This is a genomic window from Bartonella sp. ML70XJBT.G (assembly GCF_028618575.1).
Taxonomy (GTDB): domain Bacteria; phylum Pseudomonadota; class Alphaproteobacteria; order Rhizobiales; family Rhizobiaceae; genus Bartonella.
In genome coordinates this window covers 52780-67688 of the sequence record NZ_JAQITA010000005.1, presented here as the reverse complement: position 1 = coordinate 67688, position 14909 = coordinate 52780, and the positions used below count along the sequence as shown (strand labels likewise).

Here is a 14909-nt window from a genome sequence, read left to right as displayed (position 1 = left end):
TTCACATGAGAATGGCATTTTTGCTTTGAAAGACTGACATGTGTCACTGTTTTTTGCCTTTTGAGAACCATAGTCTTCCTCTTCCCAGTCCAAACCAATTATGGTTGAGTTTTGGTTTAACAGAAATTCCCGCTCTAGAATGGGTGAAAAACTTAAAAGTTATCACGCCTTGGCGACCAGATTTTTTAAAATTCGTCAATGCTCAGTTTGATTGTGCTCCTCAAATAGATAAAACTTTCACCTATGATGGTGCACTTTTACATTTAAGCAAATATCGTGGTTTTAACCAAAATTGTTTTCTTGATTTGTTAGAATGTGTGAAACCTAGTGGGTGGATTGTTATTGGTGGAAATAAAACTGCCGGTGCTGCTTCAATGATGAAGTGGGTCAAAACATTTATTCCTATCACCGATAAATTATCAAAAAAACATGGACTAGTCTTTTGGCTTCAAGTTCCACAACAAATAGATAGACAGAAAATTACACAATTGCGTTCACCACCGCTCACTTTTGAAAATAAATTTCAGACCACTTCTGGCATGTTCTCGCATGGTCGTATTGATCCTGGATCTGCTGCGCTTGCTTCACATATGCATAAAATTACTGGAAAAACTGCCGATTTTGGTGCTGGCTGGGGTTTTCTTTCTCATGCTGCACTTGAAAAAAGCAAAAAACTAACAACTCTTGATCTCTATGAAGCCGACTACAATGCTTTGCGAGCAGCCAAACAGCATCTCAAAACTATAACAACTTCTTGTCCGATTCATTTTTATTGGCATGATCTTGTCCATGAATCGATCACAGATCTCTATGATACTATCATTTCAAATCCACCCTTTCATATACAACAAACGACAGATGTCTCATTAGGGCAGCATTTTATTATAAATGCTGCAAAATACCTAAAGCCAGGTGGTAAGCTGCTTCTTGTTGCTAACCGCCACCTGCCTTATGAAATATTGTTAAAAGACATTTTTCAAACGGTGCTGATAGATGAAAAAGCCCATGGTTTCAAAGTTATCGAAGCGCACCGGTAGATGCAAACAAACGATAACTCTAAAGAATGAAACGCGAAAGATCGATATCAGCAGCAAGCTCTCCTATCGATTTTCTGACATAAGCAGCATCAACTTTAAATGATGTTCCAGCTTTATCAGGTGCTGTAAAAGAAATCTCATCTAAAACACGCTCCATTACTGTTTGTAAACGACGTGCCCCTATATTTTCAATTCTTGCATTTAAATCTACAGCGATATCGGCCAAAGCATCAATGGCATCATCGGTGATTTCTAAATGAACTTCTTCCGTTGCCATTAAAGCAATATATTGCTTAATGAGACTCGCTTCAGGTTCGGTGAGAATACGTCGCAAATCCTCTCTTGTGAGAGCATTCAATTCCACGCGAATGGGTAAACGCCCTTGAAGTTCTGGCAACAAGTCAGATGGCTTGGAAACATGAAACGCACCTGAGGCAATAAATAGAATATGATCTGTTTTGATTTGACCATATTTTGTAGAAATTGTTGTTCCCTCAACCAAAGGCAAAAGATCCCGTTGAACGCCCTCACGGGAGACTGCAGCACTTCCTCCACCATCCCTCGTGGCAATTTTATCAATCTCATCAATAAAAACAATTCCATCATTTTCAGTAACACGAAGTGCTTCTTGAATGATTTGATCTTGATCGAGGAGCTTTTCAGATTCATCATCCATGAGAGGCTTAAAAGCATCCTTGACTGTTGTTTTGCGGACTTTCGTACGGCTCCCCATTTTGCCAAAAATATCTGACAAATTCATAATTCCCATTTGCGCACCAGGTATACCCGGAATTTCAAAGGTCGAAGCGCTATTACTATTATTATCGGCTACTTCAATTTCAATCTCTTTCTCATCCAATTCACCTTCGCGCAATTTTTTGCGAAAAGTATCGCGAGTAGCGGGGCTTGCTGTCTTGCCAACGAGAGCATCTAAGACGCGCTCTTCAGCATTCATGTGAGCCTTTACTTTCACTTCCTCTCGTTTTTTTTCACGCACAAGAGAAATAGCAATCTCAACAAGGTCACGAATAATCTGCTCAACATCACGTCCCACATAACCAACTTCAGTAAATTTAGTCGCTTCTACTTTAACAAAAGGGGCTCCAGCAAGCTTCGCTAATCGACGCGCTATACCTGTTTTACCAACACCTGTTGGTCCGATCATCAAAATATTTTTGGGCATAACCTCTTCACGCATTGGACCATCAAGCTGTTGTCTGCGCCAACGATTGCGCAGTGCAATAGCAACAGAACGTTTAGCATCATTTTGGCCAATAATAAAACGATCAAGTTCAGAAACAGTCTCACGAGGGGAAAATACAACACACATTCAAATAGCTTTCTCTAAAGAAGATAATTCTGCATCCAATGTTTCAATTGTAAAATGATCATTGGTGTAAACACAAATTTTAGCGGCAATCTCCATAGCTTTACGCGCAATAGTTTCGGCATCCAAATCCATATCCATAAGTGCCCGAGCAGCTGAAAGCGCAAAATTGCCTCCAGACCCAATTGCCATAACTCCGTCTTCTGGTTCTAAGACATCACCAAGCCCTGTTAAAGCTAAAGTTATTTTCTTATCAGCCACAAGCATCATTGCTTCAAGACGACGTAAATAACGATCTGTTCGCCAGTCTTTTGCAAGTTCTACACAGGCACGCATGAGCTGATCAGGATATTGTTCCAGCTTCGTTTCCAATCTTTCCAATAAAGTGAAAGCATCCGCTGTAGCCCCTGCAAAACCAGCTATAACCATTCCGCCTTTCCCAAGGCGACGAACTTTGCGTGCATTGCCTTTCATAATCGTCTGCCCCAATGAAACCTGACCATCTCCGGCCATCACGACTTTGCCACCTTTTCGTATCGTAACAATAGTTGTACCATACATGATGTCTGGCTTATGTTCTGCCATAAGGAAACTCCTTAATATTGATTTCTTTCCATCAAATGTAAAATCTAATCATTATTGTCTCTATTTAAGAACATATATTGCAAAACACAATGATTTAGCACAATTCAATTTGTTAAAATAAAAAAATGAATGCATTGTTATCAATGTAAATTGTTGTTAAATAGTTCTCTAAAACAATCTACATCTTCTAAGGGAAAGATTATGACGAAAATAGCCATAGGAACACTAGGGGGTACAATTGCAATGACTGCTGACGATTCCGGCCAAATGCAACCAACCTTAACCTCAGATATCCTTATCAAAAGTGTTCCTGATTTAAATAAAGTTGCTCATGTTCATGCACAAACACTCACACAATTACCCAGTGGATCTTTATCTTTTAAAATTCTTTTTGAAATCATAGAGTGGGCAAAACAACAAATAAAGGCTGGCGCGGAAGGTGTTATTTTAACCCAAGGTACTGATACAATTGAAGAAACAGCGTTTTTTCTTTCCCTTTACTGGGATAAAGCAGAACCGCTTGTCATTACCGGCGCTATGCGTCTACCTCATGAAGCAGGTGCTGATGGACCGGCTAATGTTTTAGCAGCAACCCGTGTCGCTGCTCATCCACAAAGTCGTAATAGAGGCGTTCTCGTTGTCATCAATGATACCATTCACTCACCTTATTGGGTGCAGAAAAGCCATACCGTCAAAATTGAGACATTTCAATCAGGTATGATAGGTGTTCTGGGTACTCTTTTGGAAGGAAAACTGATTTATTTTAATGATCGAAAGTTTTTCTCTACAACATTTGATCTTCCCAAAAATTATGATCACCAAGTTGCACTCCTTCACGCCTCTTTATCTTCTGATACACAGCTAATGAAATTCTGTCTTGAAAGTGGGTGTTATGCTGGACTTGTCATTGTTGGTTTTGGCTCTGGACACTGTAGTTTTGAAGAAGCAGACATCGTGCGACAATATACACAAAAAATACCTATCATTATTGCTAGCCGTACCTATACTGGCTCAACAACCCGCACAACTTATGGCTATAAAGGTTCAGAGGTCGATTTACTTGCTTCTGGCGCTCTTATGTCTGGGTATTTATCAGCAGTAAAAGCGCGTTTACTTTTATGGGCTTTTTTGGCACAAGGACACTCCTTGGCACAAATTAAAGAACACTGGAATGACTGGACTATAAGCTAACGAAAGATTATTTATTTAAAAGAAAAAAACATGCAGAAAAAAATTCATGTGAATACAAAACAGCTTGTTGCTTTATTTTTAAGCAGTTACTGCAGCAAAAAAGATCTCGACTGATACAAATGATTGATACGATTCTCTCAAAAACTGATCAGGAAGATAACTTGGTCACATCAATTTCTGATCGATATTCACCCTATCGTGTTTTTACTGCACAAGAATGGTCAAAATTTCGTGCGGATACACCACTTACATTGACCTTCGATGAAATTAAACGCTTACGTTCCATTGATGATCCTATTGATCTTGAAGAAGTACAACGTATTTACCTTTCTCTATCGCGTCTATTGTCATGCCATGTTGAAGCAGTACAGGAACTTTTTTATAAGCGTCAAAAATTTTTACATCAAGATGGAACAAAGAAAACTCCTTTTATCATTGGGATTGCTGGCTCTGTTGCGGTAGGAAAATCAACCACCGCTCGTATTCTTCAGGAACTTTTGAAACGTTGGACATCCAGTCTTAAAGTGGATTTGATTACAACGGATGGTTTTCTCTATTCTAACGCTGTTTTACAGCAAAAAAACCGCATTCATCGTAAAGGATTTCCTGATTCCTATGATATTAAAAAATTGCTGAACTTTCTTTCTGCTATAAAGGCTGGTGTTGGTCATGTGAGCGCCCCACTTTATTCGCATATGATCTATGATGTCCTAGAAAATCAAACCATTACCATTGACCGCCCTGATATTTTAATTATTGAAGGTATTAATGTTCTGCAAGTCAGTGATCTTCCTAAAGATGGTAAAGTCATTCCTTTTGTTTCAGATTTTTTTGATTTTTCAATCTATGTAGATGCTGAAACAGAAGTCATTCGGCACTGGTACTTGGAACGTTTTAAACGTTTGCGTAAAACTGCTTTTCAAAATCCTGAATCCTATTTTCATCGTTATGCACTCCTGCATGAAGAAGAAGCCCTAAAAATCGCTGAAAATATTTGGCAAACAATTAATTTGAAAAATTTACAAGAAAATATACTGCCAACACGACCACGGTCTAATCTTATTCTACGCAAAGGAAAAAACCATTTGGTCGAATATGTCGCACTGCGACGACTATGAGGATTTCATAAATATGCCTTCACATCACATTCATTTTAGCCAAAAACATTTGGATAAGAGTTGCCCCATATTCTTGGTAAGCCCTGAAAGTCTTGCTGATTTATCGCTTGATGCATCAACAATAGTATGGATGAAAGTCAATAATTTTACTGGGAAAGCAGGACAAATACTCTTCGTTCCTCATGAAACAGGACATTTAAAAAAAGTGTTCTTTGGACTTGGAAATGGTGATGAACCTTTTATTACAGGCCTTCTCGCTAAAAATCTTCCTGCTGGACATTGGCATTTAGAAGGAACTGCCTCCCATGAAATAAAGAGCTATCTTGGATTGGCATTTGGAAGTTATCAATTCAACCGCTATCGTCAACACTCTTCTTCTAAACCGTTGTCGATCTATGTCAATGATAGGGTTGATTTTGACGAGCTGCAACGAATTTATCAAACTGTCTTTTTTGTTCGTGATCTCATTAATATTCCAGCCAATGATATGAGTCCTGATAACCTCGAGAAAGAAGCACGCCAATTAGGAAAAACTTATGGTGCTAATGTCCAAAGCATTTGTGGAGATGAACTCTTAACACATAATTTTCCTATGATTCACGCTGTAGGACGCGCCAGCAGTACTGCACCACGACTGATTGAACTACGATGGGGTCATGAAAACCATCCTCAAATAACATTGGTTGGTAAAGGCGTAAGCTTCGATACTGGAGGTCTCGATATTAAATCAGCCAATAACATGTTACTCATGAAAAAAGACATGGGGGGTGGAGCACATGTTTTGGGACTGGCTAAGCTTATCATGGATGCCAAATTACCCTTTCGTCTGCGTGTTTTGATTCCAGCCGTTGAAAATGCAATTTCTGCTCATGCTTACAGGCCAGGTGATATTCTTCAAAGCCGTAAAGGTTTAACTGTTGAAATTGGCAATACAGATGCGGAGGGACGACTTATTCTTGCCGATGCACTTGCCTATGGTGATGAAGAAAGTCCACAATTCATGCTATGTATGGCAACTTTAACGGGAGCAGCACGGATAGCATTAGGACCAGATCTTCCTGCATTTTATTGTAATGATGCAATATGGGCACAACAGATTTCTCAGTCTGCTCACGCTGTTTGTGATCCTCTTTGGCAAATGCCCCTTTGGAAACCTTACTTGGAAATGTTATCTTCACCAAATGCTGATCTGAACAATATAACGGGAAATAACTATGCCGGCTCTATAGTAGCGGCTTTATTTCTTAACTCTTTCGTTGAAAGAACCAAACATTTTGCGCATTTTGATCTTTATGGCTGGGTTCCTAAAGAAAAACCAGGCTATCCTGTCGGTGGATCTGCACAAGTTATTCGTGCTCTTTATAATCTCTTTAAAAACTAAAAATTGTCACAAAATATCCACAAAGATGGACAATTGTGGCGATTTAGGAATGATTGCTTATCGTCTCTAATGATGCTCTGTGCTGTATTTAAAGATGAAAAGCTCTGCGTTTTACAGTGATTATAAACTTGTTTAAAGACAAAAATGAAAGGGAAATGAATGGTCTCTAAAGATCCAAGGTTACATGCATTCAGAGAAGATCTCGCTGACAAACGTCTTGAAACAGAGGTCACAGCGCAGCGCTTCGTGCAAGGTGAAAAAAAACGCGTTCATGTCCCTGTTGCTGGACTGTTTAAAGAAAACAGTAAAAAAAGCGAAATGCAAACCGAATGCTTACTTGGAGAAGAGCTTCTTATCTTTGAACAAGGGGAAGCCATGTCGTGGGGACAATCTCTTAAAGATGGTTATGTTGGTTATATTGATACAACAGCACTTTGTACATCAAACATAAAACAAACACATGTCGTTTCAGTGCCACGTACTTTTCAATATTTCCAAGCTGATTTGCGTGGACCAATGGAATATCCTTTATCCATGGGAAGTAAGGTAACTGTTGTTGATCAAGTTGAAGTCCGTGAAACTATGTATTCTATACTTGAAAACGGAAAAGCAGTCATCAGCAATCATCTCAGTCCCATTGGCCGTGTATATAAAGATTATGTTGCCGTTGCTGAAATGTTCATCCGCACGCCTTACCTTTGGGGTGGAGCCAGTGGTTTTGGACTTGATTGCTCAGGACTCATCCAGCTTTCTATGATCATGACCGGTCAAATGGTTTTACGCGATACTGACATGCAGCAAAAAACTATAGGTCATCACCTCTCAGACAGTGATGAACTTCAACGAGGTGATTTAATCTTTTGGAAAGGCCATGCTGCCATTATGGTTGATCATGAAAATGTCATTCATGCAAATGGTTTTTCTATGGACGTGATGATTGAGCCCCTAGAGGAAGTCATTATGCGTGTCGCTCAAACATATCAAAAATATCCCGTAGAAAAACGTCGTCCAATAATAGAAACATAAGTGGTATTTTTAGAGATGAGTAAAACCAACGAATCTTTCTATTGTTGTGTTTTTTATAGTTCTATTGAAAACCCTTAAAAATAATAATGCCGATAGAACGAAGTTATTAATTATATGGGCGAAAAGGTATTTTTATAAACTTATTGATATCAAAGAAAATGCATAACTCGATTTTTTTGAAACTTATATTTAGTAGGAAGCTTTATCAACACTCATAGATTTTTCGCGTATTGTGTAACACACAAGCCCATTTCGTAAATAGCTTGCATGAAAGTTTGTATATTACAAGTGACATAATAATTTTAAATATAATGGAGCATTATATACCTTCATGACAAAGCATTAAGATGATTGGCGTATTCGTTTTGGCAAGAGATCTCTGCATAAAGGTGAAAGTGATTATGAGGAACAGGCACTCTTGTGAAAGAGATTTTGGAGCGTTGAAAAATATTTTTTACAAGGAGGTAAATGTAGAACCAATGGCCTTTTGATCACATGAGGGACATAGCTCCGTTGAAAGACCGTGAAAAACAAAAGCGTGAGGTATTGCGCATTCTCATTATTTTCAAATTTTGCTGTGGATATTTTGAATGTTCCAGCGCCGAATTTAAAAGATATAGTAAGGATACAACGTATTGGCGATGAAGAAATTGGTTGCGCCAAAAGAACAATCTCTCATAAAAATTACAAAGCTCTCTCTTTAAAAAATCTTTTCTCACATTAAGGCCTTATGGAACGAAGTATCCTCTATTTATAAATGATATTGTCTTTTCAAAAACTTATTAAAGAAGAAATTTTTTCAACAATTGAACTAATGGTTTATCAGCATCAGGCATAGGATATTTATCTAGGTCACCAATAAAAACCCATTTTAAATTTTGCCCTTCTCGCCCTCTAGCAACACCTTCATAATGGTAACAAAGATACAAGGGCATTAGGAGATGAAATGTTTCATAGCTATGGCTTGCAAATGTTAAGGGTCGTAAATTACATGCTTGAACATGAATACCAAGCTCTTCTTCTAACTCGCGAATCAATGATGCCTCTGGCGTTTCGCCTTGCTCAACCTTTCCTCCAGGAAATTCCCATAAACCAGCTAGTGATTTTCCTTGAGGACGTTCTGTAAGCAAAACACGATTATCTTGATCTAATAATGCGCATGCAACAACAAGAAGAAGTAAACTTTTTACATGCATACCACTCTCCAAAAGAAATAAAGAGAACCATCTCTTTTGTATTACCCTATACTCTAAAATGAAAGAGCTAAAATATCTCGTCCTCTCCAAAAATGTACAGATGTTCTAGTGTTAAATTTATGATGTATCTGTTAACTTCTGTAATCGCCATTGATCATAACGTACTCCTTCGTTAAATCGCATGACCAAACTGTTGCTTTACCAAGCCCCAAACCAATATCAACACGAATTGTGATGTGTTTTCCGCACATATAAGTAGCTATTTGCTCTTCACAATATTCAGGATCTCGTTCGCCATTGATCGCCAAACGATGTTCACCAAACCAAATTGTCAATAGATCACGGTCGACTTCAACCCCTGCTTTGCCAACTGCCATAACCACGCGCCCCCAGTTCGCATCTTCACCAGCAATAGCCGTTTTTACAAGAGGCGAATTTGCAATTGATAGGGCAATAGTTTTCGCAGCATTGTCTGTTGTCGCACCAATCACATTCACTTCAATTAAATGACGTGCACCTTCTCCATCACAAACAACTTGTAACGCAAGCTCATGCAAAAGCCCATTTAAGTGCTTTAAGAATATCCCATAACGCGGATCAGCTCTCTGTGTAAGGGGAGGAAAGTTTTCTTTTCCTGTCGCAAACATCATGAGTGTATCTGATGTTGAAGTATCGCTATCGACAGTAATCGAATTGAAAGAACCCTGAACCGCTTCTGATAACATCGATTGAAGTATATCCGAAGAAATTCTAGCATCACTTATGACAAAAGAGAGCATCGTTGCCATATCTGGTGCGATCATACCAGCCCCTTTTGCAATTCCATTAATGGTCACGATCTCTCCTCCACAATCAAATCTGCGCGTAGCAAGTTTTGGAAATGTATCCGTCGTCATAATGGCTTTTGCAGCCTCTAACCAATTGCCTTCTTTCGCCGTTTCCAGCATATTTGGTAAAAGGTTTACAACAGCCGATGCATCCATTGGTTCACCAATAACACCTGTAGAAGCTATAAAAATTTCATTTTCTCTCACCTTCAAAGTGTTTGCTGCAGCACACATGATTTCATTGGTCGCCTGTCTTCCTTTGCGTCCTGTAAAAGCATTTGCATTCCCAGAATTAACAACAACACCCCTTGCAACTCCATGAGGAAGCGATGCGCGACAATGTTCCACAGGAGCAGACGGACATTTTGAGCGCGTAAAAACACCAGCTACACTTGCCGGTTTATCAAATATGATGAAAAGAAGATCTGTACGACCTTTATATTTAATCCCAGCTTCAGCTGTTGCTATCCGCACACCAAATAGCGGCGGAAGCTCCGGTATATTTTGCGGAGATAACGGAGATATTTTTAAAACCACACTCTGTTTTCCATAAAAAGAGATAAAATGATTGTAGATAAGTTGTCTCTCATTAAATGACTGCTCAGCTTTTTGAACGACATTCATCACTCAAATCACCCAGCAAAATACTTTCTACTACTTCTTCTTTATTATTCCGTATCTTCTTCATCGGCTGTTTCATCCGGAAGCGGTGTCCCATTCTGATTAATCGATTGCATAAGCTTTGTCACATTGGGATCAGGATATTTCACATCCATTTTACTGCGCAAATCAACAATCAGTTTTTGGTAGCGTTCTCTTATCAACTGTGTACGCAACATCTCTTTAACATCATCAAATGCAGGAGGTTGTTTTAAACGACGATCTTCTACCTTAATAACATGCCAGCCAAAAGGACTTTCAACGGGTGTTTTGGTATATTCGCCAACTTTTAAGCTAAACGCAGCATCTTCGAAAGGTTTGACCATTTGACCATGGCTAAAATAACCAAGATCACCCCCTACAGCCGCAGAACCATCTGTTGAAGTCTTTTTTGCAATCTCTTCAAAATCTTCCCCTTTATTTAAACGCTTCACGATAGCTTCTGCTTCTTTTTTCGTTTTAACTAAAATATGACGCGCCTTTACTTCATCCTCTTTAGGCAAAGCAGCAACTTCCTTTTTGTAAAGAGTTTCCAAATCATTATCAGAAATCTGGTCAACAATTGTCTGTTTAAAATAAAGCTGCTGGAGCACATTATCACGCATAACCGCCATACGTTTATCATAAGCTTCACTCTTATCAATGCCCTTGTCCCTAGCTGCTTTCGCAAGTGCTTGCATATCCAAATAAGCTTTTAAAACCATTATACGGCGTTGTTCATCAGGAAAACGTACTAAATTAGGATTTATTTCAAGCGCTAAATCATCTAATTGTCCTGCAGTAATATCCTTCCCCTCAATAACCGCCATCACATGAGAAGAAGGAACTGCCTTTTCAGAAGCTTTCTCCAAAGTCTTTAAATCATCTGATGGTGAATTCAAACTTTCTTGGGCTATCACCCCTAAACTCGTACTTGCCAATACAGCTAATGCTAAAAATAGCGTGCTAAAGTTGAATTTCATAAATATACTCCTTAAAATGAAGGCAGATTCAAAATCTCATTTTATTTGAATGTAGCATTTTAATCTCTAAACAAAGATAAATAAATCAGTAATTTTATTTTAAAAAGCATAAACTTGTCCTTTTATCTTCGTTTACACCACCCTCTCTCATACTCATAAAAAACATGAGAATATAGAAAATGACATATTATATCGTAAATTACTTGGTATTGTCTTAGCTAAAAAGCACTCCTAAAGTTGACACGGTGCACTTCGCCTCTTATCTCTATTTTACAATCAAATGAAAAATTGCACACCCACAAGTATAATGGTACCACTTGCATCCAGTTATTAAACACTTTTGGGATTGTAGAATATGGGGATAACATATGCATTACCCAATCATAATGGTAACAATTAAAAGAAAGGGCCAGAGATGGTCGGTTTAGGTGTTTTTGCACGCAAATTTTTTGGTTCAGCTCAAGAGCGACGTCTCAAAGCTCTTCGCCAAAAAGTTATGAAAATTAATGAGTTAGAAGAACAATTCGTGAAATTAAGCGATACGCAACTCTGTCAAAAAACTGACGAGTTTCGTAAACGTCTCGCTACAGGTGAAACCGTTGACTTGCTCCTACCAGAAGCTTTTGCAACTGTCCGTGAAGCAGCAAAGCGTGTTTATGATATGCGTCCTTTTGATGTACAGCTTATTGGTGGAATGGTCCTTCATGACTGTGGTATTGCTGAAATGCGCACTGGAGAAGGTAAAACATTAATGGCAACTTTGCCAATTTACCTCAATGCATTGGAAGGAAAAGGCGTTCATGTTGTGACAGTCAACGATTATCTTGCTAACCGTGATGCTGAAACGATGGGAAAAATCTTCGGTTTTCTAGGGCTAACAACAGGCGTGATTCTCCATGACCTTGAGAGTGATGCCCGTAGAGCAGCCTATGCATGCGACATCACCTATGCAACAAATAATGAATTGGGCTTTGATTACCTGCGCGACAATATGGCTTTTGATCGTAGTCAAATGGTCCAACGTGGGCATCATTATGCCATTGTTGATGAAGTTGATTCGATTCTCATTGATGAAGCCCGTACTCCTCTTATCATTTCTGGTCCTCTAGAGGATCGTACTGATTTCTATAATCTTATTGATACATTTATTCCCGCTTTAACTCCAGAAGACTATGAAATAGACGAAAAACAAAAAACAACAACTTTTACTGAAGTGGGTACTGAAAAAATTGAAAAAATGCTCGAACAGGCTGGGTATCTTAAAGGTGAAAGTCTTTATGATATCGAAAATGTTGCTATCGTCCATCATGTCAATAACGCCCTTAAAGCCCATAAATTGTTTGTCTGTGACAAGGATTATATTGTACGCAATGATGAAATTGTTATCATTGATGAATTTACAGGTCGTATGATGCCAGGACGGCGTTATTCTGAAGGACTTCATCAAGCCTTAGAAGCTAAAGAGCATGTTGCTATTCAACCAGAAAATCAAACACTTGCTTCCATTACTTTCCAAAATTATTTCCGTATGTATCGGAAACTTTCTGGAATGACTGGAACAGCCACAACAGAGGCCGAAGAATTCAGTAATATTTATGGCCTTGAGGTTGTAGAAGTCCCCACAAACTTGCCCATACAGCGTCTTGATGAAGATGATGAAATCTACCGAACTGCAGAAGAAAAATATCGTGCTATTGTCCGTGATATCCGTCAAGCACATGAAAAAGGACAACCCATTCTTGTTGGAACAACCTCTATTGAAAAGTCAGAACAATTAGCAGAACGTTTACGAAAAGAAGGCATTACCGATTTTAGAGTCTTAAATGCCCGCTATCATGAGCAAGAAGCATATATTATTGCACAAGCTGGTGTTCCTGGAGCTCTTACCATCGCAACAAATATGGCGGGTCGTGGTACTGATATACAGCTTGGTGGGAATGTTGAGATGCGTATCCGACAAGAATTACAGGATATGCCAGATGGAACAGAACGGACTGCTAAAATTGACGAAATTAAAAAAGATGTTAAACAGCTTAAAGAAAAAGCATTAACCGCTGGTGGTCTTTACGTTATCGCTACTGAACGCCATGAGAGTCGTCGTATTGATAACCAACTGCGTGGACGTTCTGGTCGCCAAGGTGATCCTGGGCGCTCAAAATTCTTTCTTTCTCTCCAAGATGATCTCATGCGTATCTTCGGTTCCAACCGTATGGATAGTATGCTGCAAAAGCTTGGGTTAAAAGAAAATGAAGCGATTACTCATCCGTGGATTAATAAAGCCCTCGAAAAAGCGCAAAAAAAAGTCGAAGCACGAAACTTTGAAATTCGTAAAAATTTGTTAAAATATGACGATGTCATGAATGATCAACGCAAGGTTATTTTTGAACAGCGTATGGAAGTCATGAATGCAGAGGATTTGACAGACATGATCCTTGAAATGCGTCATGAAGTGGTTGAAGATCTCGTAGAAGCTTATATCCCATCTGGAACATATTCTGAAAAGTGGAAGGTGAAAGCTCTACAAGAGGAAATTCAACAACTCTTCAATCTTGAGCTCCCAATCGAGGCATGGGCCAAAGAAGATGGAATTGCCGAAGAACAAATTTTAGAACGCGTATCAAATGCTGTTACAAAACTTGAAAATGAACGTACTGAACGCTATACTCCAGAGGTCATGGCTTATTTTCATAAAGCAATATTACTCGAAACTATTGACACGTTATGGCGTGAGCATTTGGTAAGTTTAGATCATCTGCGTTCTGTTGTTGGCTTTCGTGGTTATGCCCAACGGGATCCACTCAACGAGTATAAGACAGAGTCCTTTGAACTTTTTCAAAGCATGCTGAGAAATTTACGTAGAGTCGTGACTTCTAAACTCATGCGTTTTGAAATTATTCAACAACCTACAGAGCCACTTATGCCTGAGCAAACGGATGTCGATCACTTTGTTCAAAATGATCAAGAGAAAGGAAAAACTTCCACCCTGTGGGCACAAACACAAGAAAATAGAATTGTTAACCCGAAAGACCGTGATCCCAATGACATTACCACGTGGGGCAAGGTGGGACGTAATGAACGTTGTCCTTGTGGTTCAGAAAAAAAATACAAACATTGTCATGGAGCCTTCGTTTAAAAAAACAATGAAGAAGATGAATAAAAAACGAAATTATGAGAAGGAATTACGCGCTGCAGGTCTAAGAGTAACACGTCAAAGGCGCATTATTCTTGATATTTTGGCTGAAACAAACGACCATCCAAATGCGTTTGAAATTTTTCAGCGTGCTCACAAAATAGATTCGAGTATTTCGCTTTCAACCGTTTATAGAACAATGAAAACATTAGAAGGAAATGGAACAATTCATCGCCATAGCTTTAGTGGTGGGCCCTCTCGTTTTGAGCAAGCAGATGGCCAACACCATGATCATCTCATTGATGTGGAAACAGGGCAAGTGATCGAATTTCATTCTGATATCATTGAAAAGTTGCAAGAAGAAATTGCTAAATCCCTTGGCTATGATATTATTCATCATCGCCTTGAACTTTATGGAAAAAAAACAACTCTCAAGTAGCTTATCTCGCATGCGTCATCAAAACGCACT

The 14909-nt window shown here is 38.9% G+C and carries 12 protein-coding genes; 7 read left to right on the top strand and 5 right to left on the bottom strand.

The annotated features are described in order from the left end of the window. The first annotated feature begins 38 nt into the window (after positions 1 to 38). Entirely contained in the window at positions 39 to 1037 is a 999-nt protein-coding gene (locus PVV64_RS03645) for a class I SAM-dependent methyltransferase (protein ID WP_273759850.1), read from the top strand. 19 nt (positions 1038 to 1056) lie between these two features. Here the strand turns inward: PVV64_RS03645 and hslU are convergent, their stop codons facing one another. Next, positions 1057 to 2367, bottom strand: a complete 1311-nt coding sequence (gene hslU, locus PVV64_RS03640) for an ATP-dependent protease ATPase subunit HslU (protein WP_273759849.1) — start codon at positions 2365 to 2367, stop codon at positions 1057 to 1059. Next, positions 2368 to 2949, bottom strand: coding sequence for an ATP-dependent protease subunit HslV (gene hslV / locus PVV64_RS03635; protein ID WP_273759848.1), 582 nt, complete (start codon positions 2947 to 2949; stop codon positions 2368 to 2370). It lies immediately after the preceding gene. Between the two features lie 201 nt (positions 2950 to 3150). Here hslV and PVV64_RS03630 point away from each other — a divergent pair, with 201 nt between their 5' ends. From PVV64_RS03630 to PVV64_RS03615, 4 genes are all read left to right on the top strand, one after another. After that, a complete protein-coding gene (locus tag PVV64_RS03630) occupies positions 3151 to 4140 on the top strand; it encodes an asparaginase (RefSeq protein WP_273759847.1) in 990 nt (329 codons plus the stop codon). Positions 4141 to 4313: 173 nt separating this feature from the next. After that, entirely contained in the window at positions 4314 to 5258 is a 945-nt protein-coding gene (gene coaA, locus PVV64_RS03625; RefSeq protein ID WP_273759905.1) for a type I pantothenate kinase, read from the top strand. Positions 5259 to 5271: 13 nt separating this feature from the next. Further along, positions 5272 to 6639: a M17 family metallopeptidase gene (locus tag PVV64_RS03620; protein WP_273759846.1), complete on the top strand. Its 1368-nt coding sequence runs from the start codon at positions 5272 to 5274 to the stop codon at positions 6637 to 6639. 159 nt (positions 6640 to 6798) lie between these two features. Further along, the gene (locus tag PVV64_RS03615; protein WP_273759845.1) at positions 6799 to 7665 is read left to right on the top strand and encodes an NlpC/P60 family protein; all 867 of its coding nucleotides are present in this window, start codon (positions 6799 to 6801) and stop codon (positions 7663 to 7665) included. A gap of 782 nt (positions 7666 to 8447) precedes the next feature. Here PVV64_RS03615 and mutT read toward each other — a convergent pair. The 3 genes from mutT to PVV64_RS03600 all read right to left on the bottom strand — a co-directional run bounded on the left by mutT (position 8448) and on the right by PVV64_RS03600 (position 11310). Next, complete coding sequence (mutT, locus tag PVV64_RS03610) at positions 8448 to 8861, bottom strand: 8-oxo-dGTP diphosphatase MutT (RefSeq protein WP_273759844.1); 414 nt, start codon at positions 8859 to 8861, stop codon at positions 8448 to 8450. Between the two features lie 131 nt (positions 8862 to 8992). Further along, positions 8993 to 10225: a bifunctional glutamate N-acetyltransferase/amino-acid acetyltransferase ArgJ gene (gene argJ, locus PVV64_RS03605; protein ID WP_273759904.1), complete on the bottom strand. Its 1233-nt coding sequence runs from the start codon at positions 10223 to 10225 to the stop codon at positions 8993 to 8995. 131 nt (positions 10226 to 10356) lie between these two features. After that, on the bottom strand, positions 10357 to 11310 hold the full coding sequence (locus tag PVV64_RS03600) for a peptidylprolyl isomerase (protein ID WP_273759843.1): 954 nt from the start codon (positions 11308 to 11310) through the stop codon (positions 10357 to 10359). Positions 11311 to 11725: 415 nt separating this feature from the next. Between PVV64_RS03600 and secA the strand changes: the two genes are divergently transcribed. Then, positions 11726 to 14443 (top strand): preprotein translocase subunit SecA, encoded by a 2718-nt coding sequence (gene secA, locus PVV64_RS03595; protein ID WP_273759842.1) that lies wholly within the window; start codon positions 11726 to 11728, stop codon positions 14441 to 14443. After that, positions 14382 to 14879, top strand: a complete 498-nt coding sequence (locus PVV64_RS03590) for a Fur family transcriptional regulator (protein WP_273759841.1) — start codon at positions 14382 to 14384, stop codon at positions 14877 to 14879. The genes secA and PVV64_RS03590 overlap by 62 nt, the downstream gene beginning before the upstream one ends. Positions 14880 to 14909: the final 30 nt, after the last annotated feature.

What these genes read in the sequence shown, in the direction of transcription:
- PVV64_RS03620 (WP_273759846.1), top strand. Translation starts at nt 5,272, where the DNA reads ATGCCTTCACATCACATTCATTTTAGCCAAAAACATTTGGATAAGAGT.
- hslU (WP_273759849.1), bottom strand. Translation starts at nt 2,367, where the DNA reads ATGTGTGTTGTATTTTCCCCTCGTGAGACTGTTTCTGAACTTGATCGT.
- PVV64_RS03600 (WP_273759843.1), bottom strand. Translation starts at nt 11,310, where the DNA reads ATGAAATTCAACTTTAGCACGCTATTTTTAGCATTAGCTGTATTGGCA.
- mutT (WP_273759844.1), bottom strand. Translation starts at nt 8,861, where the DNA reads ATGCATGTAAAAAGTTTACTTCTTCTTGTTGTTGCATGCGCATTATTA.
- PVV64_RS03645 (WP_273759850.1), top strand. Translation starts at nt 39, where the DNA reads ATGTGTCACTGTTTTTTGCCTTTTGAGAACCATAGTCTTCCTCTTCCC.
- PVV64_RS03615 (WP_273759845.1), top strand. Translation starts at nt 6,799, where the DNA reads ATGGTCTCTAAAGATCCAAGGTTACATGCATTCAGAGAAGATCTCGCT.
- secA (WP_273759842.1), top strand. Translation starts at nt 11,726, where the DNA reads ATGGTCGGTTTAGGTGTTTTTGCACGCAAATTTTTTGGTTCAGCTCAA.
- PVV64_RS03630 (WP_273759847.1), top strand. Translation starts at nt 3,151, where the DNA reads ATGACGAAAATAGCCATAGGAACACTAGGGGGTACAATTGCAATGACT.
- hslV (WP_273759848.1), bottom strand. Translation starts at nt 2,949, where the DNA reads ATGGCAGAACATAAGCCAGACATCATGTATGGTACAACTATTGTTACG.
- PVV64_RS03590 (WP_273759841.1), top strand. Translation starts at nt 14,382, where the DNA reads ATGAACGTTGTCCTTGTGGTTCAGAAAAAAAATACAAACATTGTCATG.